This window comes from Variovorax sp. FW301-JW7 (assembly GCF_058788795.1).
Window position 1 is genome coordinate 748009 of the sequence record NZ_JBYTBC010000001.1, and the last position, 25032, is coordinate 773040.

The window sequence follows — 25032 nt, forward strand, 5'->3', positions numbered from 1 at the left end:
ATTTTACGGGGCGGCTCCGACCGCCTTTTGGAGGGGCTGTAGGACCATTTCGCCGGATAAACGTTTTGTGACGGCGGGTTCAACCCAGTGTGTAACATGTGGCCCGTGAAACGCCGGGGAGAAACTTTTTACCCGGAAACCTCTCCGAACCGCATGAACAAGCCGTTGCCAGATCTTTCCCCAACTCCTTCTTCATCGTTGATTGCGCGCCGCAGCCTCATCGCGGCCCTTGCTGCCTCTCCCATGCTTCCTGCCATGGCCCAGTTCCGGGTCGAGGTGTCGGGCGTGGGGCTGACGCAGCTGCCGATCGCGCTCGTGCCCTTCAAGGGGCAGGACGCCTCGCCGCAGAAGATTTCCGACATCGTTCAGGCCGACCTCGAACGCAGCGGCCAGTTCCGCGGCGTCGATGCCTCGGGCCAGGCACTCGACGAGTCCTCGCGCCCCGACCTCGCCCTGTGGCGCCAGCGCACCGCCGATTCGCTCGTGGTGGGCAGCGTGAGCCGGCTGGCCGACGGCCGCTACGACGTGCGCTTCCGCCTGTGGGACGTCGTGAAAGACCGCGACCTCGGCGGCCAGAGCTACACCGTGCCGCAGGGCGACCTGCGCCTGGCGGCCCACCGCATCGCCGACTACGTCTATGAAAAGCTGACCGGCGACAAGGGCATCTTCTCGACCCGCATCGCCTACGTCACCAAGGGCGGCAGCCGCTACTCGCTGTGGGTGGCCGACGCCGACGGCGAGAACGCGCAGGCCGCGCTGGCCAGCCCCGAGCCGATCATCTCGCCCTGCTGGTCGTCCAACGGCCAGCAACTGGCGTACGTGTCCTTCGAGTCGCGCAAGCCCGTGGTCTACGTGCACAACGTGGCCAGCGGCCAGCGTCGGCTGCTCGCCAACTTCAAGGGCTCCAACAGCGCCCCGGCGTGGGCACCCGACGGCGGCTCGCTGGCGGTCACGCTCAGCCGCGACGGCGGCTCGCAGCTGTTCACCATCCCGGCCAGCGGCGGCGAACCGCGCCGCCTGACCCAGAGCTCGAGCATCGACACCGAGCCGGTGTACTCGGCCGACGGCAGCACGATCTACTTCGTGAGCGACCGCGGCGGCGCGCCCCAGATCTACAAGATGAGCGCCAGCGGCGGCAACCCGACGCGGGTCACCTTCAGCGGCACCTACAACATTTCTCCATCTGTCAGCGGCGATGGCCGGTGGTTGGCCTACATCTCGCGGGTCGGCGGTGCGTTCAAACTCCACGTGATGGAGTTGGCCAGCGGCAATGTCGCCGCGATCACCGACACCACGGCCGACGAGAGCCCGAGCTTCGCACCCAACAGCAAGCTGATCGTCTATGCGACGCACCTGCAAGGTCGCGAGGCGCTCATGACGACCACGCTGGACGGAAAAATCAAGGCCCGCCTCGCGGGCCAGGCGGGAGACATCCGCGAACCGGACTGGGGTCCGTTTCAAAAGCAATAAGCATTGACCAGATAAATTTACTTGAGGAGTTCGCAAATGTTGAAACGTACGATTTATTCGCTCGCCATCGTGGCGCTCATCGCCGGTTGCTCGTCGGGCACCAAGCTCAACGAAACGCCGGTCTCCGACCGCACCGGCACGGCTGGCGGCCAGCAAGGCGGCGCGACCGCCGTGGCGCCCGTGACCATCGACCCCAACGCCAACACGGCGCAAGGTCCGGTCGGCGTGGCACGCATCGTGTACTTCGACTACGACAGCTACACGGTCAAGCCCGAGTTCCAGTCGGTGATCGACGGCCATGCGCGCTTCCTCAAGGGCGCCACGCAACGTCGCATCTCGATCGAAGGCCACACCGACGAGCGCGGCGGCCGCGAGTACAACCTGGCTCTCGGCCAGAAGCGTTCCGAAGCCGTGCGCCGTGCGCTCACGCTGCTGGGCGTGAACGACAGCCAGATCGAAGCCGTGAGCTTCGGCAAGGAAAAGCCCGCGGCCCAAGGCTCGGGTGAAGAAGTGTGGGCGCAGAACCGTCGCGCTGAAATCCGCTACACCCGGTGATGCAGCCACGTGCCCTGTGGCGAGGCGCGGCCCTCGCCGCCGCCTTGCTCTGCGCGTCGGCCGGCTCGCAGGCTGCGCTGTTCGAGGACGACGAGGCCCGCAAGGCCATCCTCGACCTGCGCCAGCGCGTCGAAGCCATGCGCCAGCAGACCGACCAGCGCCTGGCCGACGAAAACGGCCAGCTGCGTCGCAGCCTGCTCGACCTGCAAAGCCAGATCGAGCAGATGCGCGGCGAACTGGCACGCATGACCGGCCAGAACGAGCAGCTCACGCGCACGCTGAGCGAAATGCAGTCGCGCCAGACCACGATCGACGACAAGCTCAAGCAGAACGAGCCTTCGAAGGTCTCGATCGACGGCCGCGAGTTCAACGCCGATCCGAAGGAAAAGGCCGATTTCGAAGCTGCCCTGGGCATCTTCCGCGCGGGCCAGTTCGCGCAGGCCCAGACCGCCTTCGCCGAGTTCGTGAAGCGCTATCCGCAAAGCGGCTACAACGCGTCCGCGCTGTTCTGGCTCGGCAATGCGCAGTACGCCACGCGCAACTACAACGAAGCCATCGCCAATTTCCGTTCGATGCTCTCGCTCGCACCCGACCACGCCAAGGCGCCCGAAGCCGTGCTGTCGATCGCGAACTGCCAGATCGAACTGAAGGACACGCGCGCCGCACGCCGCACGCTGGAAGACTTGGCCAAGGCCTACCCGCAGTCGGAAGCCGCACAGGCCGGCCGTGAGCGTCTGTCGCGCCTGCGTTGACGCAATGACCGTTTCAGCGGAGCTGTCCGCTTGAGCGCTTCACCCGAAGCCTCCTCGCTCCCCATGGCCGCCGCGGATGTCGTCACCGACACCGCGGCGCCTGACTTTGCGCGCCGCTTCGGTGGCCTCGAGCGCCTCTATGGCGTGGCCGGTGCCGCGCGCATCCGCCATGCCCATGTGCTGGTCGTCGGCATCGGCGGCGTGGGCTCGTGGGCTGTCGAGGCGCTGGCGCGCAGCGGGGTGGGGCGCCTCACGCTGATCGACCTCGACCACGTGTCGGAGTCGAACATCAACCGCCAGATCCACGCGCTCGACTCGACGGTGGGGCAGGCCAAGGTCGAAGCCATGCGCGAGCGCATCGCGCAGATCAATCCCGAGTGCCAGGTGCTCGCCATCGACGAGTTCGTCGAGCCCGACAACTGGGCTTCGCTGCTCGACACCGCGCAAGCCACTCATGGGCCCGTTCACGCGGTCATCGACGCCTGCGACCAGGTGAAGGCCAAGCTCGCCATGGCCGCATGGGCGCGCACGGTGTCGCGCAGCACCGCGTTCATCACGGTCGGTGCGGCGGGCGGCAAGCGGCAGGCGCACAAGGTCGACATCGACGACCTGTCGCTCGTCACCCACGACCCGCTGCTGGCCCAGCTTCGCCAGCGGCTGCGCAAGCTGCACGGCGCGCCGCGCGAAGGCCGCAAGATCGGCCTGGCCTGCGTGTTCAGCCGCGAGAGCGTGGCACCGCCCGATGCGTCGTGCCAGATCGATTCGGGCGACGGTTCGCTCAACTGCCACGGCTATGGATCGGTGGTCAGCGTGACCGCCACCTTCGGTCAATGTGCGGCAGGGTGGGTGCTCGACGAAATTGCGAGAAACAGCACGCTATAATCCAAGGCTTTGCCGGATTCGACGTCGGCAAGAAGCAAGAAAAATGGTTCCGGGACGTTAGCTCAGTTGGTAGAGCAGCGGACTTTTAATCCGTTGGTCACTGGTTCGAATCCAGTACGTCCTACCAGAACCCCCCAATCAATCCTCATGTGCTGCAAGCACCTGAGGATTTTTTTATGGGCGGCGCGAAGCCGGTGGTTGGCTTCGCGGCAGGTCGCCCGGCAGTGCGGCAGAGAGCGGGCCGGGTTCGCCTTCGACTGTGCGCCTGAACAAACGACAACGCCGCGCGGATGCAGATGCATCCGCGCGGCGTTGTCTTGTGGGCGCCGTTCAGGCGCCGGGCATCATCAGAACGAGAAGGTACCCGTCAGCGAGGCCGAGCGGCCCGCGCCCACCGTCGCGTAGTGCGAGGCGTAGGCCTTGTCGAAGTAGTACTTGTTGGTCAGGTTCTGGATGTTCAGCTGCAGGCTGAAGTTCTTGTTGACCACGTAGCTCACCATGGCGTCGTACTTCACGTACGACGGAATCCACTTGGTGTTGTTGACGTTGCCGTACTGCTTGCCCACGTAGGTCGCGCCGCCGCCGATGGTGAGGCCGGGCATGACGGTGTAGGTGGTCCACAGCGTTGCGCTGTTGCGCGGCGTGTTCGGGAACGCATTGCCGTTGAAAGGCGAGGGCGTGTACACGCCGTTCGTCAGGGCAAAGCCGTTGTCCGTGAGCTTGGCGTCCAGGTAGGTGTAGCCGCCGAACACCTGCCAGTCGCGGGTGATGCTGCCGGCCAGGCCGAACTCGACGCCTTGCACGCGCTTCTTGCCCACGTTCTGCGTGCTGCCGTCCGCCGCGACGGTGCGGGCGTTCTTCATGTCGGTACGGAAGATCGCCGAGGTCAGGACCAGGCGGCGGTCCAGCACTTCCCACTTGGTGCCGAGCTCGAAGCTGCGGCTTTCCTGCGGCTTCAGGTTGCGGATGGCCGCCGAGATGCCGTCGGCGCCGTCGCCGCCGTCGGTGCCCGGAGGCGTCGACGAGGTGCCGTACGACACGTAGATGCTGCCGTTGGGCGCCGGCTTGTAGACCAGGCCGGCCTGGTAGTTCAGGAACGAGGCCTTGTTCTCCAGCTCGATGCCCGGCACCACGCCGCCCGGGCGCACCGCGAGGCTGGTCGAGCCGGTGAGGGCGGTGCTCGGCACCGCCGCCGTGACGGCGATGGGCGTGGCATAGGCCGGCGTGACCGCGCGGGTCTTGTAGTCGTCCCAGCGCAGGCCCAGGTTCAGCGACCACTGCGGGTTGAACTCGATCGTGTCGAAGGCATACAGCGAGGTGGTGCGCGTCTTGACCTCGGTCACGGCGGGCGAGCGGGTGATCGCGCCGGTCCACGGGTCGTACGGGTTCGGGTTCAGCATCGTCGTGCAGTTGAAGGCGCTGCGCACGCCCGAGCCCACGGCGCAGTTCGTGCCGCTGACGGCGCTGCGGGGGTAGGTCTCGTAGCCGGTCTTCAGGTCCTGCAGGAACAGGTAGTTGCCCTTGGTCGTGGCTTCCTTGCCGAGTTCGAGGCCGGCCACGTAGGTGTGCTTCATGCCGGCGGCTTCGAACTTGCCCGACAGGCTGGTCTGGTTGACCAGCGAATCGGAGTCGGACACGCGGTTGTTGGGCCGGCGCCAGATGCCGCCGTTGACCAGGAAGTTGCCGCGGCTGTCGTCGGGCTGCGTCCAGATGTAGTCGTTGGTCGACTGGCTGGAGCGCGTGACGTTGCGCAGCACCATGCCGCCGCCGAAGTCGTGCTTGACGTCGATCGTGCCGGCGTCGACCTTGGTGCGCTGGTAGTCGCGCCCGACGATGCCGTAGTAGGTGCCGCGCGGCACCGCGATGGGCTGGCCGTCGCCGTTGAGCGCCATGTTGGCGCCCGAGCTGAACGGGTTGTTGTACGGAATGCCCGAGTCGGGCAGGTCGTTCGTCTCGTAGTGGTAGTAGCTCAGCGTGACCTGCGTGGGCGAGTTCATGCCGAAGGTCACGCTCGGTGCGATGCCCCAGCGCTTGACGTTGACCGGGCCGCGGCCGGCGATGTCCGACTTGAAGTTCATCGCGTTCAGGCGCGCCGCCACGCTGTCGGAGAGCTTGCGGTTGATGTCGATCGTTTCGCGCTGGTACGAATCGGTGCCCAGGCCGATCGAGCCGCTGAAGAAGTTCTCGGCCTGCGGGGCCTTGCTGACGATGTTGACCGAGCCGCCGGCCGAGCCACGACCGCCGAACACGGAGCTGGGGCCCTTGACGACCTCGACCGACTCCACGTTGAAGATTTCGCGCGTCTGTGCGGCGCCGTCGCGCACGCCGTCGACGTAGGTGTCGCTTTGCGAATCGAAGCCGCGGATGAACGGGCGATCGCCCACCGGGTTGCCGCCTTCGCCGGCGCCGAAGGTGATGCCGGGGGAGGTGCGCAGCGCGTCGACCAGCGTGGTCGCGCCGGTCTGGCGGATGACTTCCTGGGGGATCACCGTGATCGACTTGGGCGTGTCCAGCAGCGGGGCGGTGAACTTGGGCGAGGCCGACTTCTCGGTCTTGAAATCGGTCGAGGCTTCGACGCGGACTTCGTTCAGCGTGGACTGTGCATGGGCGGACACCGAGGCGCCGAGGGCCACGAGGGTGGCGGTGGCCGCTCGGCCGGAGAGGTAGCGTGCAGGCGAGTGCTTGCGACTTTGGATATGGGTCATTGCGATTCTTGGTGTTGGAGTGGCCCCGTCGGGCAGGGCGGTCTTGCCTTGGCCGGTTCCGTACAGCAGGGCGGACGCTGGTGCGAGACACGAAGCAAGAGAAGAAATGATAATGACTCGCAATCAGTCTCGTGACTGGCTTTACCTTTGGTTTGCAAATAGACGGGAACTCTTGTCGCAGGATTGCCACACCTTCGGCCCGGCGGGGGAGCCCGAATTCGAAACCATTGTCCTACAATGAGAACGATTCGCAATCAGATTGATGCTGCGCACCGCACGCTCCCATGCCTCCTTCCGACGCTTCCATCCACCTCGTGCGCACGCTGTACTGCGAGCATCAGCCGTGGCTGCTGGACATGCTGCGCCGCAAGCTCGGCAACGTGGAGAACGCGGCCGACCTGGCGCAGGACACCTTTGCGCGCATCCTCTCGTCGAACGAAGCAGGGCCGCTGCGCGAGCCGCGCGCCTACCTGACGACGGTGGCGAGCCGCATCGCCGCCCAGTACTTTCGCCGCCTGGCGCTGGAGCGCACCTACCTCGACGCGATCGCGCACCTGCCCGAGGCGACCAGCCCGTCGCCAGAAACGCGGATGCTGGTGCTGGAGGCGCTCACCGCGGTGAGCCGCGTGCTCGACGGGCTCAAGCCGCATGTGCGCGAGATCTTCCTGATGGCGCAGCTCGACGGCCTGACCTACCCGCAGATCGCCGCGCAGCTCGGGCTGTCGCTCAACGTCGTGCAGAAGGCGATGGGCAAGGCCTACCTGCATTGCTACCACGCTGTCTATGGCGAGTGAGCCCGGCCGTTGGGGCGAGCGCCTGGTGTTCAAGCCGGCCGCCGATTCCGCACGATCGATCGACCCGGCCATCGTCGAACAGGCGGTGGCGTGGCTGGTGAAGATCCAGTCCGGCAGCGCCTCGGTCCGCGAGGCCGAGGCCTGCGACCTCTGGCGCCGCGCGCATCCCGATCACGAACGCGCCTGGCTGCGCCTGAGCGGGCTGGGCCGCGACCTGCGCGAAGGCACCGGCGCCGTGCCTGCGCAGATCGTCCGCTCGACCCTGCGCGGCGTCGACCACCAGCAGCGCCGATGGGCGCTGAAGGCGGTGGCAGGCCTGGGCGTCGGCGCCGTGGCGGCCTGGACGCTGCGGCACGACATCGCCGCGCTGAACGCCGACCACTGTACGGTCGCCGGTGAGCGCCGGCAGGTAGTGCTCGCCGATGGCACGCAGGTCTTTCTGAACACGCGCACCGCGATCGACGTGCGCATCGACGCCACGCGCCGCACGCTGCGCCTGCTCGACGGCGAAATCATGGTGACCACCGCCAAGGATGCCGCCGGCCGACCGTTCGTGGTGCTGGGCCGCGACGGCCGCCTCGTGCCCGTCGGCACGCGCTTCGTGGTCCGCGCCTTCGACGACGCCGACGGTCCCCGCAGCGAGCTGACGGTGCTCGAAGGCGCGGTCGATCTGCAGGTGGGCGAGGGCACCCCGGTGCAGCGCGTGCCGGCCGGCCGCCGGGTCGGCTACGGCGCGGGCGGCATCGGCGCATTGCGGCCGCCCGGCGAAGGCGCCGCGGCCTGGACCGATGGCAGCCTCGTGGTCGAGCGCATGCGGCTGGCCGAGTTCCTCGCCGAACTGGGCCGCTACCGTCCCGGCGTGTTGCGATGCGACCGCGCGGTGTCGGAGGTGCTCGTGAGCGGCGCCTTCCCGCTCGCCGACACCGACGCCGTGCTGCGCATGCTGGAGGAAACGCTGCCCGTGCAGGTGCGTTCGCTGAGCCGCTACTGGGTCACGGTCGCGGCCCGCTGAAGCGGCTTGCAAAAAAATCTGCCGAAAAGCGGCAGGTTTCGAAGTCTCGTGCATCAACGGAACAGGAGCTGCGAAATGCTTGATGCAAGCAAGCGGCTCGGGCTTCCTTCATTCCATCGATCACAGAGAGCGCTTCACATGGCATTCATCGCACGGCCCGGACTCCGTTTCCGGCCTTCTCCGTTGGCAACGCTCGCCCGCGCCGCCTGCCTGGCCGCCGCCCTGGGCGTGACGGCCACGGGCGGGCCCTCGGCCTGGGCGCAGACGGCGCAGGCCGCCGGCCCGAGCCGGCCCTACGCCATCGCCCCCGGCTCGCTGGACAGCGTGCTCGGCCGCTTCGGCCGCGAAGCCAACGTGATGATCGCGATCGACCCCACGCTGACGCGGGGCCTGGAGAGTGCCGGCCTGCAGGGCACCTACAGCGTGTCGGAAGGCCTGGGTCATCTGTTGTCGGGCAGCGGCCTGGAGGCGGTGCCCGGTGCCAGCGGCGGCTGGCGCCTGCGCAAGACCGTGGGCGCTGGAGCCGTACCGAATGCAGCAGCCGCACCGGCCGAAGGCGCCACCCTGGCCCCGGTCACCGTCAGCGCCCAGCGCGAGCGGCTGTACGACGTGCAGGACGTCAACGCCGGCGCGCTCGGCATCCGCTCGCTGCAAGACCTGCCGTTCGCCGTGGGCTCCTACAGCGTCGACACCATCGAGGCGCAGCGCGCCCGCACCGCGCTCGACGTGTTGCGCAACGACCCGTCCGTCACGCCGACCTCGGGCTTCTCGTCCTTCGACGGCGTGGCCGTGCGCGGCTTCTCGGCCAACACCTTCAACAACGTGCGCCGCGACGGCCTGCTGGCCAACGTGTACAGCGACGTGCCGCTGGAGAACAAGGAGCGCGTCGACGTGCTCAAGGGCCTGTCGGGTTTCCTGTATGGCGTGGGCGAGCCCAGCGGCATCGTCAACTATGTGGTGAAGCGCCCGACGCGCGAGCGCTTTGCCAGCGTGACGGCCGAGGTGCGCACCCAGGGCGGCCGCTATGCAGCTATCGACGCAGGCGGCCCGCTCGACGCCAACGGCACCGTGGGCTACCGCTTCAATGCCGCGACCGAGAAGGTCGGCGACTTCACGCATTTCGGCGACCTGAAGCGCGACTTCCTGAGCGGCGCGGTGGACATCAAGATCAACCGCGACGCACTGCTGCAGCTGGACTTCGACTGGCAGAAGAAATCGCTCGCAGCCAGCGGCATGATCGGCCCGCTCAGCAACGGCACCGTGCTCGCCGCCTCGCGCTTCGACCCGCGCACGCTGGTCGGCCAGCCCTGGGGCCAGTACAAGACCGACGCCTGGAACATCGGCGCGCGCCTCGACTACGCGCTCAACAGCAACTGGGACCTGACCGCGCAGCTGGGCTTCAGCCGCAGCAAGCGCAACGCGATCTTCTTCAACGCCTCGCAGATCGCACCGAATGGCGACGTGCTCAAGGGCAACACGCGCTACGAGGCCGAGCCATACCCGACCGCGGCGGGGCAGGTGTTCGCCACCGGCCGCTTCAAGACCGGCAGCATCGGGCACGAGACGGTCATCGGCTATTCGTATTCCAGCCTGCAATCGCCCGACGGCGACTACCAGCGCTTCCCGCAGATGATCGGCAACGTGTTCCGGCCGTTGCCTTACCCGCAGCCCTTCCTGTCGGACGACACGCACCTCCCCGCGAGCACCGCGCGCCAGCGCAGCGTGTTCGTGAGCGACACCATCAGCTTCACGCCGCAGTGGCAGCTGCTGCTGGGCGCGCGCCACATCAGCTACAGCAGTGACATCGGCAGCAAGTACGACGGCACGCCCAAGTACACGACCCGCGTCACCGTGCCCACGCTGAGCGTGATGTACAAGCCGGCCGAGCACACGACCGTCTACGCCACCTACGGCGAAGGCTTCGAGCAGGGCGCCTACGCACCGAGCTATGCCGAGAACGCGCTGCAGAAGCTCGGCCCCATCAAGAGTCGCCAGTACGAGATCGGCGTGAAGAGCCGCGTGCGCGACGGCCTGATGCTCACCGCCGCGATCTTCGACATGGACAAGCCGCTGCAGGCTGTCACGCCCGCCGACAACATCTTTCGCCAGAAGGGCAACCAGCGCCACCGCGGCGTGGAGTTCACCGCCAACGGCGAGATCACGCCGCAGCTGAGCGGCATCGCCGGCGTGTCCTGGCTCGACGCCGAGCAGCGCGACACCGGCGACGCGGCGCTCGAAGGCCGCCGACCCAGCAACGTCGCGCGCTTCCAGGCCAACGTGTTCCTCGACTACCGCCTGAGCGCGGTGCCGGGCCTCTCGTTCAACACCGGCGTCTACCACGTGGGCAACCGGCCGCTGGACCGCGCCAACACCATGATCGTCCCGAGCTTCACGCGCTGGGACCTCGGCGCGGCCTACGTCACGAAGGTGATGGGCAAGGCCTCGGTGATCCGCCTGTCGATCGAGAACGTCACGAACAAGCGCTACTGGAGCTCCGTCAACTACGGCGGCGTGACGCAAGGCAACCCGCGCATCGTCCGCCTGGCGACGACGGTGAACTTCTGAAGGGGCCGCCATGACGACCCAAAAGATCCTTGCACTCGCCGCATGCAGCCTGTCGATGCTGCTGGCAAGCGGTGTCGTCTCGGCCCACGGCGTGTGGGTGGCACAGCGTGCGGGTGAACTGGCCCTGGTGCTCGGCGAAGGCGCGCTCGACGAAGCCTACGACCCGAAGCAGGTGCACGCGGTGAAGGCTTTCACCGCGAACGGCGAGGCCTCGGCCGTCAAGCTGCTGCCGCGCGAGCGCAACGTCGTCGTCGAGCCCGCGGCCGATGCGGCCGTGCTCTCGGTGGCGGTGGAAGACGGCTTCTGGTCGCAAGGCGCCGACGGCAAGTGGGTCAGCGGCTCGCGCCTGAAGGTGCCCGACGCGCGCCGCGCGGGCTACTACATGAAGTACGGCACCACGTTGCTCAAGCCGGTGCGGATGCCGTTGCAGCCGCTGGGCACTGACCTCGAGATCGTGCCGCTGGTCGATCCGTCGACCTTGCGCCGGGGCCAGCCGCTGCCGCTGCGCGTGCTCTCCAAGGGGCAGCCGGTGGCGGGCGTGTCGGTCATCGCCGACTTCATCGGCCACACCGCAGGCCCGCGTGTGAAGACCGACAAGGCGGGGCGCGCCACGGTCGTGGTGGGCAGCAGCGGTCTCAATGTGGTGGCGGTGTCGCTCAACCGGCCGCGCAGCGACCGGCGCGAAGCCGACGAAGACGGGCTCGAAGCCACGCTGGCGTTCACCCTGCCGCGCGCGGGCGACTGAGCGCGCGCCGCCGCCGCGCGATGTCGCGACCGCTGCTGCTGCGCCTGCACCGATGGGCCGGCCTTGCCACCGGGCTCTTCCTGGTGCTGGCGGGCCTGACCGGCAGCCTGCTGGCCTTCGAGGACCGGCTCGAGGCCTGGCTCAACCCGGCGCTCTTCGTGACGGCGTCGCCACCGTCAGGCGGGGCTCGGCCGCTCGATCCTTTCGCGTTGCGCGAGATGGCGCAGCGCGTCGCACCACCGCAGGCGCTTGTCGACACGGTGCTGCTGGACTGCCAGGCCGACCGGTCGTTGCGCTACATCCTGTCGGCCCGAACCGATCCGGCGACCGGCCTGACGATGCCGCTCGATGTGGACGAGCTGTTCCTGAACCCTTACGACGGCAGGGTGCAGGGCACACGCCTGTGGGGCGCGTCGCTGTTCCAGCGCGAGACGGCGGTGAGCTTTCTCTACCGCTTGCACTACGCGTTCGCGCTGCCAGCGCCATGGAGCGCGGGCATTCTCGGCACGGTCGGCCTGCTCTGGACCTTCAACTGCTTCATCGGTCTCTGGCTGACCTTGCCTCGCCGCAGTGCCCAGCCTTCGGCGCGCGGAGGGTGGCGGCGCTGGCGTGCGGCGTGGCGCGTCGGTCCCTCCGGCAATGCGATGCGCACGACGCTGGATGTGCATCGCGTCGCCGGCCTTTGGCTGTGGCTGGTGATGCTGGTCTTCGCCTGGTCGAGCGTGATGTTCAACCTGCGCGAGAGCGTCTACCGGCCGCTCATGTCGGTCGTCGCCGCGACGCCTGATCTCTGGGCCGGTGTGCCAATGCAGCGCACGCCGATGCGGGAGCCCGCCATCGACTGGAAGCCGGCACATGCAGCCGCCCGCGAGGCGATGGCCGTGCTCGCTGCACAAAAGCACTTCACGGTGAGCACGGAGCGCGACCTGCGCCTGGACCGCGCCCATGGCGTCTATGCGTACCGCGTGCACTCCAGCCTCGACGTGCCCGGAACGCCGGGCACGACCACCGTGCTCATCGATGCTACGACCGGCGCGGTGCGCGGCTTTGCGGGCGATGCCCGGGGCCACAGGCTCGAAGAGTGGCTGGGTGCGCTGCACATGGCACGGGCCTTCGGCACGCCCTACAAGGTGCTGGTGTCGCTGTTCGGGCTGGGGGTTGCAACGCTGTCGCTGGCCGGGCTGCTCCTCTGGTACCGCAGAAGGATGAACGGTATTGAGAAACGAAAACCCAAAACAACGCGAAGAATCGGGATCTGTCGGGACTGAATGGGATCGCTTGGGACGGGGCGTGCAACGACTCTACGCCGGTGGTAAAGCGCGCCCCACAGGATCGCTCACCTTGAGCGATCTTGTGGGGCGCCAGCATGCCAAGCGTCCGCGGCCACCTGCTTGATGATGGCCGCATCGACGCACTGCTTCCGCACAACTGGCAGCGCAGATTGGAGGCGACTCGGGGCCCACTGCAGTCGCTCCAACAATCCTATTCTTGCCCCTGACCGCATCTGCCTGCGGCACGCGGCGCTCCGTACCTGGTGTGAACTAATTTCGGCTTGACGAACGGATGGGCCTCGCGCAATCTCAGCCGAGGGGAGCGTCTGTGGAGAGAGGGTTGAAATGATGATTCGCATTCGTTTGCAGCGCGCGCGCCTTGCCCTTCAAAGCGCAACACTGACAATGCTGCTCGCGTACGGCACCGTCGGTCTCTGGGTGATTTTTTGGTTTGGTGACTAGCAGCACTTCGGGGGGCGTTGCTTCGGTCGAGGCATGCCAACAGACTCAACCGTCCAAGTTGCCATCGCGTCGTTCATCCAAACCCTCAAAATCGCTCAAGGCGTCGATCCCAAACATTCTCACGTCCGCTTCCATCGCGCGGAACGCTGCACTTTCCACAAAAGCATCAACGTTCTTTCGGAATGACTGGTCAATCTTCTCCCTCTGCTTTTTGGAGAGCCCTGTCATTGCGTCTGCACTCTGTTGGGCCTTGGCATTCAGATACTCCCAGAGCGAGCCAGGAAGCACATATTGACGCTTCCCGCCGACGACACCTTCATTCGCTTGAATCCCTGTGCCCTTCCACGGCGCAGAGCGCTGACGAATCGTGCCGAAGATTGCAATCGGCCCAAGCCTGGCAAACGTGAACGTCTGGGAAGGGCTGTAGCAAAGATCCGTTTGGATTGCACGGGTCAGATAGCGGTTGATGCTGGACGACTCTTTACCACTACTGCTGCCGCTGCTCGACTCGATGAGATCGAAAGGGAGCAACTGCTGCCGGAAATCGCCCGGGTGCGCACGTTCGCCAAGAAGAAACTCGCGCCACACCACCTCGGCTCTACGGCAGAGGTCGACTGCCTCCGGATCCTGCCAGGGCTCAAGCCTTCCTTCTTCCAAGGCTAGACGGAGGACGCGCCAGGAAACAGACGTGCAAAAACGAAGCAGTGATGGTCCATAGGAGAGTTGCGCGCCAGGATTTTCTACGTATGGGTAGAAGATCCTATTGGCGAACTCGCGCTCGTCCCGACTAAAGAGTTCTTCGCATTCACTGCAGAGGAAGCTCTTCTTGAGTCCGTCCTGAATGCGAACGTTGGGTTGCGTCGTGGTGCGCAGGGGCGAGCCACCTGAGCTCTCACGCGCCCACCGGAACACAAACGCTGGCAGGATGTGGCTCAAAAGCAAGGTTCGGTCCCCTCCACAGAGTCTGCAAAGTTCACCCATGTCCAGTTTCCTCCGTGAACTGAATGAGACGCTTGGATGTCAGCGCCATTTCGTTCGTTGCGATGCGTGCGCCCTTGGCGCTTGACGCAATTCTGTTTCAGCTTGGGTAACGGGCGTCAAGACGATTTGTCGTACCGGCTGACACGGATTTATCGCGGCACGCTTCAGTTTGTTGAGAAGTATTCGCATTTATAATGAATGAGAAAGTTTCTCAACTGAAAAGAGGCATCGATGGTTGTCGGCGAGTCGACCCCGCAACAGCAGGCGCACGCCCTCTACCGCGAGCATCACGGCTGGCTTTTCAGCTGGCTGCGCGGCAGGGTGGGCAACAGCTTCGACGCGGCGGACATCGCGCACGACACCTTCCTGCGCATCTGGTCCGGCCTGCGCGCCGGTGCCATCCCCACGCTGCACGAGCCGCGCGCCTACCTGACCACGGTGGCCAAGCGCCTCGTGATCAACCACCACGAACGCCAGTCGCTGGAGCGCGCCTACCAGGCGTCGCTCGCGCTGCTGCCTGAAGCACTGGTGCCCTCGGTCGAGGAGCGCGCGATCCTGCTCGAAACGTTGCACGAACTCGATGCGCTGCTCGACGAACTGCCTGCCCGCGCGCGCACCGCGTTCCTGCTGTCGCAACTCGAAGGCCTCGGCTATGACGACATCGCCGCGCAGCTCGGGGTCAGTGTGCGCACCGTGACACGCTACATGGCGCAAGGGTTCGCGCAGTGCCTTCGCCTCATGCTGGCGACCCCGCCGTGAGTGCGGCGCAGGCGGAGGGCGCCGTCGATCCGCGATTGGTCGATGAGGCCGCGCAGTGGCTCGCGCGCATGTACGCGGGCCGCCTGTCCGAGGCCGACGCGCAGCGCTGGGTGCAGTGGCGCGACCAGAGCCCCGAGCACCAGCGCGTGTGGCACAGCGCCGAGCAACTGAGCCGCAAGTTCGGCGCAGTGCCACCGGACGTGGGCATGCCGGTGCTCGACCGGCGCCGGGGCCTGGCGAACCGGCGCGCCCTGCTGCGCACCGTGGCCGTGCTGGTGGCCGCGCCGTCCGCGGCCTGGCTGGGTTACCGCGCCGTGCCCTGGCCATCGCTCGGGGCCGAGTACCGCACGGCGACGGGCGAGCGTCGCACCGTCGAGCTGGCCGACCGCAGCCGCACCACGCTGAACACGGCGACGGCCATCGACGTGGCGTTCGACGCCACGCAGCGGCTGGTGCGACAGCGCAGCGGCGAAATCCTAGTCGAGACCGCACCCGACACGAACCCCGGAATTCCTCGACCGTTCCTGGTCGAAACGCCGCAAGGCCGGCTGCGCGCGCTGGGCACGCGCTTCATCGTGCGCATCGACGAAGACGGGCACAACCGCCTCACGGTGCTGGCCGGAGCGGTGGAAGTGAGCCCGACCCGCGCGACCGGCACGCCGGTGATCGTGCCGGCCGGCCGGCAGGTGAGCTTCACAGCCGATGCGACGGGCCCCCTGACGCCGGCTGCAAGCGGCGCCGAAGCCTGGACGCAAGGCGTGCTCTACGCCGAGGACATGCGCCTGGCCGATGTGCTCGCGGAAATCGGCCGCTACCGCAGCGGCGTGCTGCGCTGCGACCCCGCGGTGGCCGACCTGCGCGTGTCGGGCGCCTTCCAGCTCGAAGACACCGACCGCGTGCTCGCCGTCCTCGCGCAGACCTTGCCCGTGCGCGTGGATGCACGCACGCGCTACTGGGTCACGGTGACCGCCCGGTGAGGCCCGGCTGCCTTGCGCAGCGCCCTGAAAAAAACTTGCCGGTGCGTGTCCGGTTTTCGCGTCTCGCCTGTCATGTCGGTTGAAAGCCCACCTGCCATCCACATCCCGACACGCGACAAGGACACCCTTCATGACCTCCGTTCTCCCGACCTCCCGCGATGCCACGCAGCACCGCCAGCGCCTCGCCGTGCGCGCCGTGCAGGGCGCGCTGTGCGCCTTGGGCCTGGCCACCGTCGGGCTGGCCGCGCTGCCGGCCCATGCGGCCGACGCCGTGGCGGCCCCGGCGCGCAAGGCCTACCGCGTGCCGGCCGGTCCGTTGGGGCCGGCGCTGCTGAGCTTCGCGGGGCAGGGCGGCTTCAACCTCAGCTTCGACCTGGCCCGCACGCGCGGACTGACCACGCCGGGCCTGACCGGCGAGTTCTCCGCCGAAGAAGGGCTCGGCCGGCTGCTGCAAGGCAGCGGCTTGCGCGCACGGCGACTGGCCAGCGGCGACTTCACGCTGGATGCAACGCCGGCCCCCATCGCCGCCGCGTCGGCCGTTGAATCCGCACCGGCGGACGACGCGCTGCCCGCCGTCACCGTGACCGCGCGCACGCAGAGCAACCTCATGGCGCCGACCCGGCAGATCACCGTGATCGAGCGCGAAGAGCTCGACACCCTGCGCCAGGGCTCCGACAGCGTCGCCACGCTGCTCAGCAAGGTCGTGCCCGGCATGGCCGACTCGAGCCACACCATCACCGACTTCGGCCAGACCCTGCGCGGGCGCAACATGCTCGTGATGGTCGACGGCATTCCGCTCAACACCAACCGCGATTCGTCGCGCAACCTGGCCAACATCAACCCCGCCGACGTCGAGCAGATCGAAGTGCTGCGTGGCAGCAGCGCCATCTACGGCAGCGGCGCGGCCGGCGGCATCGTGTCGATCCGCACGCGCCAGCCCAGCGGCGAGGCGCGCGCCGAAACCACCGTCACCGGCGTGCTGCCGCTGTCGCGACCGGGCGGGGCGGGGCTGGGCGGCGAGGTGCAGCACTACCTCTCGGGCGGCGGCGAGGTCTTTGACTATTCGGTGAGCCTCGGTGCGCGGCGCGTGGGCGGCTCGTACGACGCGCGCGGCGACCGCATTGCGCCCGAACCCAGCCAGGGCGACCTGTTCGACTCGAACATCTACAACGCCTCCGCCAAGATCGGCTACCGCATCGACGCCAACCAGCGGCTGCAGCTGTCGGCGAGCCACTACGACGCGAAGCAGGACACCGACTACGCCTCCGACCCGTCCGTGGCCAAGCTGCCCGCGGGCAGCGTCGCGGCGCGCCCGCTCAAGGGCCTGCAGCTCGACAAGCAGAACCGCGTGACCAACAGCCTGCTCGGCCTGGACTACACCAACCGCGACATCGCCGGCAGCACGCTCGCCGCGCAGCTGTACTACCGCGACTTCTTCACCCGCTTCGCGCCCTTCGACGCACGCGGCGTCGTGGCCCGCGGCTCGAGCGTCGACCAGGTGATGCAGAACTCGCGCGTGTACGGCGGCCGGTTGACGGTCAAGACGCCGTTCGGTGCCGACAAGAAGACGCAGCTCACCTGGGGCGCCGACTTCAACCATGAGCGCACCGACATGCCGCTGGACGTGTTCGACCCCAGGCTCTACGACGCCAGCCGCGGCCTGAGCTTCAACCGCACCGGCACGCTGATCTTCATGCCGCCGATCACCACGCGCAGCCTGGGCGCCTTCGGCCAGTTGCAGCACCGCTTCAACGACCAGTGGTCGGTGGAGGGCGGGGCGCGCTACGACAAGGCCAGCGCGCGCTTCGACAGTTTCACGCCGCTGTCGCAGCTGCGCGCGCGCAACCCCGCCCAGGTGACGGGCGGCACCGTGGACTACGGTGCCTGGACCTACAACGCCGGCGTGGTGTTCAACCCGAGCAAGCGCCACGACATCTACGCTTCGTACAGCCAGGGCTTCGAGCTGCCCGACATCGGCCTGCAGGTGCGCAACGCGACCCCGAGCTTCAACATCCGCAGTTCCGACCTGCAGCCGGTGAAGACCGATACGGTGGAGCTGGGCTGGCGCGGCCGTTTCGACAACGCGGTGGCCAACCTCAGCGTGTTCCAGTCGCAATCGGCGTTGGGCGCAGTCCAGAGTTCGTTCAACGGCCTGGTCATGACGCGCACCAAGGAGCGCATCCACGGCATCGAAGGCGCCATCGACTACGCCGGCAGCGGCGACCGCTGGGCCACGGGCGGTTCCTTCACCTGGATCAAGGGCCGCGAGCTGCCGCAGGGCGGCACGCGCTACCAGGACATGTGGGGCTACCGCATCCCGCCGCTCAAGCTGACCGCCTATGTGGAGTACAAGCCCAGCGCGCGCTGGAGCCACCGGCTGCAGGCCGTGTCATACGGCTCGAAGGACTACCGGCTCGACGGCGTGAACAGCTTCGGGCGCCGCGAGACCAGCGGGTACACCACCGTGGACCTCGTCAGCCGCTTCAAGATCGACGAGAAGAACAACGTCGTCATCGGCGTGGAGAACCTGTTCAACCGCAAGTACTTCCCGCTGTACAGCCAGTTGCTGCGCAACAGCAACAACACGAGCCGGCTGCCGGCCGCGGGCGCGGTGCTGAAGGTGAGCTACTCGCACCGCTGGTAGGGTGAGCGGCGCGCGCCGCGCCCACGCACGGCTACCCCTGTGGGCCGTGGTTGATCATGTCCCGGTGGATCAGCCAGCGGCCTTCTACCTTGCGCCACAGCACGAGGTAGCGTCCGCGGTCCGCCGTGACCTTCGTGCCCTCCGGTGTCGCGGCCTGGAGTTCATACGCCCCGACCTCCGAGGCCTCGTGCTCGTTCCCTTCGACATCGAGCGAGACGAAGCTCGCGGCCACGATGCCCTGGGCGAACACGCCCTCGAAGAAGCGCGCAATCTCTCCATGGCCCTTGAAGGTGGGCGCGCCCTCGGGCAGTAGCTGTGCTTCCTGCGTATAGAGCGCCAGGGCGTCGGAAATGCGTCGGTCGGCGATGGCGCGTGCCAGCGCGTCCTCTTGCTGCTGGATCTGTTGAGTCAGGGTCATGGTGTTTCCGTGGTTGAAGAAGCGGGAGTGAAGACGTGTTCGTGGACGATGTGGCCATCGACCAGCGTCAACAGGCTGTGGGTCGCCGGAATCTCCGACGGCGCGATCGAGAACAGGTCCTGGGACAGCACGGCCAGGTCGGCGCAGGCGCCGGGCACCAGGCGGCCCTTGCGATCACCCAGCCCCTCGGCCACCGCGCCGCCGTGCGTGTAGGCCCTCAGGGCGTCCTCCAGGCTGGCGGCCTCTTCGGGCCTGGCCGGATGCACCACGGCGGCATACAGGCTGAGAAAAGGGTTCAGCGGCCCGTCGGAGCCCAGGGCCACCGGAATGCCGGCGCCGAACAGCGAGCGGAATGCCGCAAAGGGCGTGTCGGCACCGAAGCGCGCCGCATACAGGTCGCCGAACAGGAAGTGCGACGGGTTCTGCACCACCGTCACGCCCAGGGCTTTCGCGCGGTCGATCTGCGCGGGCGTGATGCCGTCGGCATGCTCGATGCGCAGGCCCGGGTCGCGCCAGTCCACATCGGGGCCGAAGGACTCCGCGCAGGCGAGCACCGTCTCCAGCGTCTGCGCGCCGATCGCGTGCAGCAGCAGCGGTTCGCGTGCGGCGATGCTTTCGCGCAGCATCTCGCGCACGTCGGATGCCGCGAAGTTCTCGCGCCCCCGCGTCGTCGGATCGTCGCCGTAGGCACGGCCAATGGCCGAAGCCCGTTCGACGGGCGTGCCATCGAGAATCCATTTGGTGCCGTCCACGCGGATGCGCGGAGCGACCTGGCGCGGCAGCTCCCGGCCTTCGCTCACCAGGCGCCCCTGCGGCCCCGACGGCGGAAAGCGGATCACCCGCACCTTGATCGGCAGGTCGGCGGCCTTCAGCATCTCGACGTAGCGGGCCGCGGGCGTCCACGACATGTTCTGCAAGGTGGTGATGCCCCAGCGCACGCAATCGGCCGCCAGCGCGCGAAGGCTGTCCACACCCTCGTCGCACGTGGCCATCGACGCGAAGGTGCGCTGCGGCGCCCATTGCGCGTACTCGTTGATGCGCCCCGACAACCGCTGGGTGCCCGCCACGCGTTCGTAGGTGCCGCCCAGCGGATCGGGCTCGTCGTCCGCGATGCCCAGCAGTTGCAACGCGGCGCTGTTCACCACGTTGGTGTGGTTGGTCATGCCCAGCAGGATGACCGGGTGCCGGGGCGCCAGCGCGTCGAGGGCGTCGCGCGTCACCGAGCGGTCGATCGACAGCCCGATGCCCATCACCCCGTAGATCCAGGTGCCCGCCGGCGAGGCGGCGACGGCCTCCTCGATCATCGGTGCCACCTGCGCGAAGCCGGGGTCGACGACGGGATCGACCGGCAGCCGGATGCCCGCGGGGTCGGGCGTGTGGTGCATGTGCGCGTCGTTGAAACCGGGAATCACCAGGCGCCCCTGCAGCTCGATGACTTCGGTGCGTTCGCCGATCCAGGCCTCGATCTCGGCGCGCGTGCCGGTGGCGACGATGCGGCCTCCGTCGATGGCGAGCGCCTCGCACCACGGATGCGCGCGGTCGGCCGTGAAGATGCGCCCGCCGGACAGCACGCGCTCGGCGCCAACTGGCGCCTTGGAAGGGCCACCGCGCCTTCGAACGAGCGGTGCCGCACCGTCGCTGTCAGCGGCCGGCAAGGCCGCGCCCGAGAGGCCCAGCGGTTGCGCCTGCCAGGCCGCGGCCATGCACGTCCACAGCATCGGTCGGGTGAGCGGTGCGGGCTGTCGCCAGTCGGCCGGGTTCTCTGCGCCGTGCATATCGTGGAGCAGCTGAAAAAACGCCGCGCGCGGGATGCAACAGGCGCAGCGGTAGTGCGCACTGTTCTTCTTCGCGGGCGAGGGTGCCGGCACGGGTGGCATGGCCATCGGCTGTGCGGCGTGCGGATGAAGGGCGGTCATGAAGCGGGCTCACTCTCACGGGATGACGGACGGTCAGCGTAGAGAGGCGGGGCGCCCGCGCACAGACAAACTGCTGTCAATTCCGGCCATCGACCACACGCGACGGCAGGCCGGGGCCTGCCCCTCTCGCGTTCCCGCGGGGCAGCACGTACGATCCGAAAGCACGCGCGGCCCGGCCCCTCCGATCGGCGCTGCGCTCCCTGGAGCACCTCGATGACACACCCCGCCGACAGCCACCTCGTGGTGATCCTCGCGTTCGACGAGGTGACGGCCTCCGACATCACCGGCACCGCCGATGTCTTTGCCATGGCGACGCGCTACTTTCTCGGCAGCGCCACGCCGGGCTACCGCATCGCGATCGCGTCCATCGGTGGCCAGCCGATCCGCACGTCATCGGGCATCTGCATGGCCACCGAGCCCTTGTCGCAGATCGCCACCGAGCGCATCGGCACCCTGGTCGTGCCCGGCGGCGGGCCGCCCGCGGACCCGCCGATTCCCGCCGACCTGGTGGCATGGCTGGCGCGCGAAGGCCGCCAGGTGCCCCGCATCTGCGGCATCTGCACCGGAACCTTCCTGCTGGCGGAAGCGGGCTTGCTCACGAACAAGCGGGTCACCACGCACTGGCAGGCCGCCCGGGTGATGGCCGAGCGCTATCCGCAGGGCCGCATCGAGGCCGACCACATCTACTCGCGCGACGGCGAACTGTGGACGTCGGCCGGCTTCACCGCCGGGCTCGACCTCGCGCTGGCCGTGCTCGAGGAAGACCACGGCTACGAGATCGCGATGGAAGCCGCGCGCTCCTTCGTGACTTTTCTCAAGCGCCCGGGCCACCAGTCCCAGTTCTCGGCGGCGCTGTCGTCGCAGATCGCGGGCGATCGCGGCTTCAGCAAGCTGCACGCATGGCTCATGGAGCACCTGGCCGACGAGCTGAGCGTGGAAACGCTGGCCGACTGCGTGGGCATGGCGCCCCGCACCTTTGCGCGCCGCTACACCGAGCAGGTCGGTCGCACGCCGGCCAAGACGATCGAGGCCTTCCGCATCGAGGCCGCATTGCGCTCGCTCGCCGAGCCGACGCTGAGCCTGAAGAAGATCGCGCGCGACTGCGGATTCGGAGACGAGCAGAACATGCGGCGCTCGTTCGTGCGCGTGCTGGGCGTCGGGCCGGACAGCTACCGGCACTCGGAAGCTGTCGGAACCGCCGTTGCGCTCAACTAGGCAAAGCCGCGCCGGCGAGCCGCCTGTGCCACGAGGTCGTTGGGCATTTCTCCTTGCAGGATGCCGCGTGCCGTCGCCAGCGTCTCCTGCGAAGCGATCTCGGGCCGGCCCGAACCGAAGGGCGGTTGGGGTGCGTATTCCATCAATAGCTCCGTCAGCGCGCCGTTGGGTGCACCGGCCCACTGGCCGATCATGTGCAGGCCGAAATCCACGCCGGCCGTCATGCCGCCGCCCGTGGCGCGGTTGCGGTCGATGACGATGCGCTCGTTCACCGGCTGGGCGTCGAACAGTTCGAGGTAGTCGCGCGAGTACCAGTAGCAGGCCGCCTTGTAGCCCTTGAGCAACCCGGCCGCGCCCAGCAGCAGCGAGCCGTTGCAGACGCTGGTCACCCAGCCCGCCCGGGCGCCGATGCGCGCCACTGCGTCGAGGTAGGCGTCGTTGTCGAGTGCCTCGAATGCGGGCCTGCCGCCGCCCGGCACGAGCAGCACATCGGGGTCCTGCCAGCATGTCCTGAAGTCGTGCGTGGCCACGATGTCCGCGTGCGGTCCGCCGAAGTCCATGGGCAGGGCACCCGCCTGCGCGGCGGCAAACTGGAACTGCGCGCCGGGAATCAACCCCCAGCAATTGGCCGGGCCGATCAGGTCGATGGCGGTGAAGCGGGGAAAGAGCAGGGCGAGGATGCGCATCGTTGGCCTTTGACGAAGAGAAGGGGGAGCCCGAAAGGGCTGGCCAAAATCATGGCACGCGCACCCCTGGGCCGCGATGCCAACCCTGCGTCAAAAACAGCCAAGGCCCAGTGGGCGCGCCGCTGCGCTGCAGTCTCAGCGGTACGACAGCACCAGCCCGTGCACCAGCCGCGTCCAGCCGTCCAGCATCACGAACAGCAGCAGCTTGAAGGGCAGCGAGATGGTGGTGGGCGAGATCATCGACATGCCCAGCGCGAGCAGCACGGTGGCGACGATCAGGTCGACCACCACGAACACCAGGTAGATGATGAAACCGATCTGGAAGGCGCGCGTGAGTTCGCTGAGCGTGAAGCTCGGCACCAGCACCATGAAGTCGTCGTCCCTCAGCTGCTCGGCGCGCGCCTTGGGCCAGATGTTGGCGGCCGACTTCAGGAAGAACTGCCGCTCGCGCTCGTGCGTGTGCTTCTGCAGGAACTCCTTCACCGGCGCCTTGGCCGCATCGACCACGGCCATGATGTCGCCCAGGCCTTCGCCCTTGGCGCCGAAGGTGCGCCCGCGCAGCGCATCGCCGATGTCCATGCCGACCGGCGCCATGATGTAGACCGACAGGATGATCGCGATGCCGTTGAGCACCATGTTGGGCGGTGTCTGCTGCAGGCCCAGCGCGGTGCGCAGCAGGCCGAACACGATCACCAGCTTGGTGTAGCTGGTCACCATCAGCGCCACGAACGGCGCGATGCCGAAGGCGACGATGAGCGCGACCAGCGTGAGGGGTTCGGGAAGGCCGCCTTGCATGCTCAGACTTCGCCGGGGGCGAACTCCGACACGCGAACGCCGAGACGGTCGCCCACCGCGACGAGGTAGCCCTTGCCCAGCACGTTGCCGTGCGCCAGGATGCGCACCGGGCTGCGGTTGAGCGGCTGGCCCAGGTCGAACACATGGCCGGCGCGGATGCTGCGCAGTTCGCCCAGCGACAGCGACAGGTCGCCGACCTCGAAGCGCAGCGTCACCTCCAGCGCATCGAGCCGGTCGATCGGCAAATGGGTGTTGTCCGCGACGCCCGCTGTGGGCGCGGCCGGGGTGGGGGAGTCTGGCTTCATGGCACTGTCTCTCGATTGCTGAACGGTGATGCGCGAGCCCTCGGCAAAGGCCGAGAGATGCCGCCCCGCGGGGCCTCCCAGTTCCGCCGTGACCACGATCGCGGCGCCCGAGGAGCGCCATTGCTCGATGCCGACGATGTCGCCGGGGCGGATGCTGCGGATCTCGCGCAGCTGGATCGGCGTGCTGCCGAGGCTGAAGTTCACGGGCAGGCGCAAGGCGTCGAAGGCCTCGTCCGCATGCGCGTTGTGGCGGTGCGTGGCGTCGCGCATGGGCACCAGCGTGTCGAGCGTGGCGGCATCCTCGAACTGCACGAAGCCGCGCAGCAACGCGCCGCCCTCGGTGGGCGTGGCAGTGAAGAACGCAGCGCGCTCGGGGTCGCAGTGCACGCGCGACGCGGTGCTGTGCTCGCGCCGCTCCTGCGCGTCGCGCGCTTCGGTTTCCGAAGGCTGCCATTCGAAATGCAGGCGCAGTGTTTTCTCCAGCGCGTCGATCACCGGATGCAGTGCATCGGCCAGCAGGATGTAGCGCAGGTCGCGCGGCAGCAGGTCGATGCGGCGCTCGCCCAGCAGCAGCTGCAGGCTCGGCGCATCCAGTGCGAGGTGGCCCACGTGCGCGCCGAGCCTGAAGCGATAACTCTCGTGTGCGGTGTGGCCGAGCACTGCGTCGTGGTGCCAGCCGATGGCATACCGCGTGCCGCGCGCCGACACGGCTTCGGGCAGCGGCGGTGCGGCATACAGGCGATTGAGTGCGCGCACGTTCGCGGCATCGGCGCGCGGCAATGCGCGGGCTTCGCCGAGCTCGGTCACCGATTCAGCGCCTGTGTTCGGCATGCACGCTTTCGTTCGACATGGCGGTGCGGGCGGTCCTACGTCTTGTCACTGTCTTCATGCCTTGAAGCAACGCGAGGCAGCTCGCATCGGGACCGGCAGCTTAGCCAGAGGCCTCTCGCGCAGGTAGTCCGCAAACACGTAGTGCCGCGCGCGCCACACACCGAAGGCATCTACGAAAACTCGTGGTTGCCGTGAATGGATGGCGGCGCATAGAGTCCGACGCGACGTGACATCCCTCACGTTCGACGAGGGTGTGGCGAGCGATGCAAACGGCATCGCCCGTCATGCCGAA

The 25032-nt window shown here is 67.8% G+C and carries 20 protein-coding genes and 1 tRNA gene; 14 read left to right on the plus strand and 7 right to left on the minus strand.

Annotated features, from left to right (window positions below):
- The first annotated feature begins 153 nt into the window (after positions 1 to 153).
- The 5 genes from tolB to AC3WQM_RS03375 all read left to right on the plus strand — a co-directional run bounded on the left by tolB (position 154) and on the right by AC3WQM_RS03375 (position 3786).
- Positions 154 to 1470, plus strand: a complete 1317-nt coding sequence (gene tolB / locus AC3WQM_RS03355; RefSeq protein ID WP_492676935.1) for a Tol-Pal system beta propeller repeat protein TolB — start codon at positions 154 to 156, stop codon at positions 1468 to 1470.
- 36 nt (positions 1471 to 1506) lie between these two features.
- A complete protein-coding gene (pal, locus tag AC3WQM_RS03360) occupies positions 1507 to 2025 on the plus strand; it encodes a peptidoglycan-associated lipoprotein Pal (protein ID WP_489061297.1) in 519 nt (172 codons plus the stop codon).
- Complete coding sequence (ybgF, locus tag AC3WQM_RS03365) at positions 2025 to 2777, plus strand: tol-pal system protein YbgF (RefSeq protein ID WP_489061296.1); 753 nt, start codon at positions 2025 to 2027, stop codon at positions 2775 to 2777. The genes pal and ybgF overlap by 1 nt, the downstream gene beginning before the upstream one ends.
- A 63-nt stretch (positions 2778 to 2840) precedes the next feature.
- Positions 2841 to 3659, plus strand: coding sequence for a tRNA threonylcarbamoyladenosine dehydratase (locus tag AC3WQM_RS03370; protein ID WP_492677184.1), 819 nt, complete (start codon positions 2841 to 2843; stop codon positions 3657 to 3659).
- A gap of 51 nt (positions 3660 to 3710) precedes the next feature.
- A tRNA-Lys gene (locus AC3WQM_RS03375) sits at positions 3711 to 3786 on the plus strand.
- A gap of 220 nt (positions 3787 to 4006) precedes the next feature.
- Here AC3WQM_RS03375 and AC3WQM_RS03380 read toward each other — a convergent pair.
- Complete coding sequence (locus tag AC3WQM_RS03380) at positions 4007 to 6364, minus strand: TonB-dependent receptor (protein ID WP_492676936.1); 2358 nt, start codon at positions 6362 to 6364, stop codon at positions 4007 to 4009.
- 284 nt (positions 6365 to 6648) lie between these two features.
- Between AC3WQM_RS03380 and AC3WQM_RS03385 the strand changes: the two genes are divergently transcribed.
- From AC3WQM_RS03385 to AC3WQM_RS03405, 5 genes are all read left to right on the plus strand, one after another.
- Complete coding sequence (locus AC3WQM_RS03385) at positions 6649 to 7158, plus strand: sigma-70 family RNA polymerase sigma factor (protein ID WP_492676937.1); 510 nt, start codon at positions 6649 to 6651, stop codon at positions 7156 to 7158.
- Complete coding sequence (locus tag AC3WQM_RS03390; protein WP_492676938.1) at positions 7148 to 8170, plus strand: FecR domain-containing protein; 1023 nt, start codon at positions 7148 to 7150, stop codon at positions 8168 to 8170. Before AC3WQM_RS03385 ends, AC3WQM_RS03390 begins: the two co-directional genes overlap by 11 nt.
- Positions 8171 to 8353: 183 nt before the next feature.
- Positions 8354 to 10735: a TonB-dependent siderophore receptor gene (locus AC3WQM_RS03395; RefSeq protein ID WP_492676939.1), complete on the plus strand. Its 2382-nt coding sequence runs from the start codon at positions 8354 to 8356 to the stop codon at positions 10733 to 10735.
- Between the two features lie 10 nt (positions 10736 to 10745).
- Positions 10746 to 11480: a DUF4198 domain-containing protein gene (locus tag AC3WQM_RS03400; RefSeq protein WP_492676940.1), complete on the plus strand. Its 735-nt coding sequence runs from the start codon at positions 10746 to 10748 to the stop codon at positions 11478 to 11480.
- Positions 11481 to 11500: 20 nt separating this feature from the next.
- Positions 11501 to 12748: a PepSY-associated TM helix domain-containing protein gene (locus AC3WQM_RS03405; protein ID WP_492676941.1), complete on the plus strand. Its 1248-nt coding sequence runs from the start codon at positions 11501 to 11503 to the stop codon at positions 12746 to 12748.
- Between the two features lie 510 nt (positions 12749 to 13258).
- On the opposite strand, the gene AC3WQM_RS03410 is transcribed toward AC3WQM_RS03405, so the two are convergent.
- Positions 13259 to 14149 carry a hypothetical protein gene (locus tag AC3WQM_RS03410; protein WP_492676942.1) on the minus strand — a complete coding sequence of 297 codons (891 nt, stop codon included), beginning with the start codon at positions 14147 to 14149 and terminating at the stop codon, positions 13259 to 13261.
- A gap of 276 nt (positions 14150 to 14425) precedes the next feature.
- Here AC3WQM_RS03410 and AC3WQM_RS03415 point away from each other — a divergent pair, with 276 nt between their 5' ends.
- From AC3WQM_RS03415 to AC3WQM_RS03425, 3 genes are all read left to right on the plus strand, one after another.
- The gene (locus AC3WQM_RS03415) at positions 14426 to 14953 is read left to right on the plus strand and encodes a sigma-70 family RNA polymerase sigma factor (RefSeq protein ID WP_492676943.1); all 528 of its coding nucleotides are present in this window, start codon (positions 14426 to 14428) and stop codon (positions 14951 to 14953) included.
- The gene (locus AC3WQM_RS03420) at positions 14950 to 15930 is read left to right on the plus strand and encodes a FecR domain-containing protein (RefSeq protein WP_492676944.1); all 981 of its coding nucleotides are present in this window, start codon (positions 14950 to 14952) and stop codon (positions 15928 to 15930) included. Before AC3WQM_RS03415 ends, AC3WQM_RS03420 begins: the two co-directional genes overlap by 4 nt.
- A gap of 130 nt (positions 15931 to 16060) precedes the next feature.
- A complete protein-coding gene (locus AC3WQM_RS03425) occupies positions 16061 to 18574 on the plus strand; it encodes a TonB-dependent receptor (protein WP_492676945.1) in 2514 nt (837 codons plus the stop codon).
- A 31-nt stretch (positions 18575 to 18605) separates the two neighbouring features.
- Here the strand turns inward: AC3WQM_RS03425 and AC3WQM_RS03430 are convergent, their stop codons facing one another.
- Entirely contained in the window at positions 18606 to 18992 is a 387-nt protein-coding gene (locus AC3WQM_RS03430; RefSeq protein ID WP_492676946.1) for a YybH family protein, read from the minus strand.
- On the minus strand, positions 18989 to 20767 hold the full coding sequence (locus AC3WQM_RS03435) for an amidohydrolase (protein WP_492676947.1): 1779 nt from the start codon (positions 20765 to 20767) through the stop codon (positions 18989 to 18991). Before AC3WQM_RS03435 ends, AC3WQM_RS03430 begins: the two co-directional genes overlap by 4 nt.
- A gap of 354 nt (positions 20768 to 21121) precedes the next feature.
- Between AC3WQM_RS03435 and AC3WQM_RS03440 the strand changes: the two genes are divergently transcribed.
- Entirely contained in the window at positions 21122 to 22123 is a 1002-nt protein-coding gene (locus AC3WQM_RS03440) for a GlxA family transcriptional regulator (RefSeq protein WP_492676948.1), read from the plus strand.
- Here AC3WQM_RS03440 and AC3WQM_RS03445 read toward each other — a convergent pair.
- The 3 genes from AC3WQM_RS03445 to sctQ form a co-directional block, all read right to left on the minus strand.
- Positions 22120 to 22809 carry a DJ-1/PfpI family protein gene (locus tag AC3WQM_RS03445; protein WP_492676949.1) on the minus strand — a complete coding sequence of 230 codons (690 nt, stop codon included), beginning with the start codon at positions 22807 to 22809 and terminating at the stop codon, positions 22120 to 22122. The two genes, AC3WQM_RS03440 and AC3WQM_RS03445, sit on opposite strands and share 4 nt — an antisense overlap.
- Positions 22810 to 22944: 135 nt before the next feature.
- Positions 22945 to 23604 (minus strand): type III secretion system export apparatus subunit SctR, encoded by a 660-nt coding sequence (gene sctR, locus AC3WQM_RS03450; RefSeq protein WP_099789470.1) that lies wholly within the window; start codon positions 23602 to 23604, stop codon positions 22945 to 22947.
- A 2-nt stretch (positions 23605 to 23606) separates the two neighbouring features.
- On the minus strand, positions 23607 to 24740 hold the full coding sequence (gene sctQ, locus AC3WQM_RS03455) for a type III secretion system cytoplasmic ring protein SctQ (RefSeq protein ID WP_492676950.1): 1134 nt from the start codon (positions 24738 to 24740) through the stop codon (positions 23607 to 23609).
- Positions 24741 to 25032 lie beyond the last annotated feature (292 nt).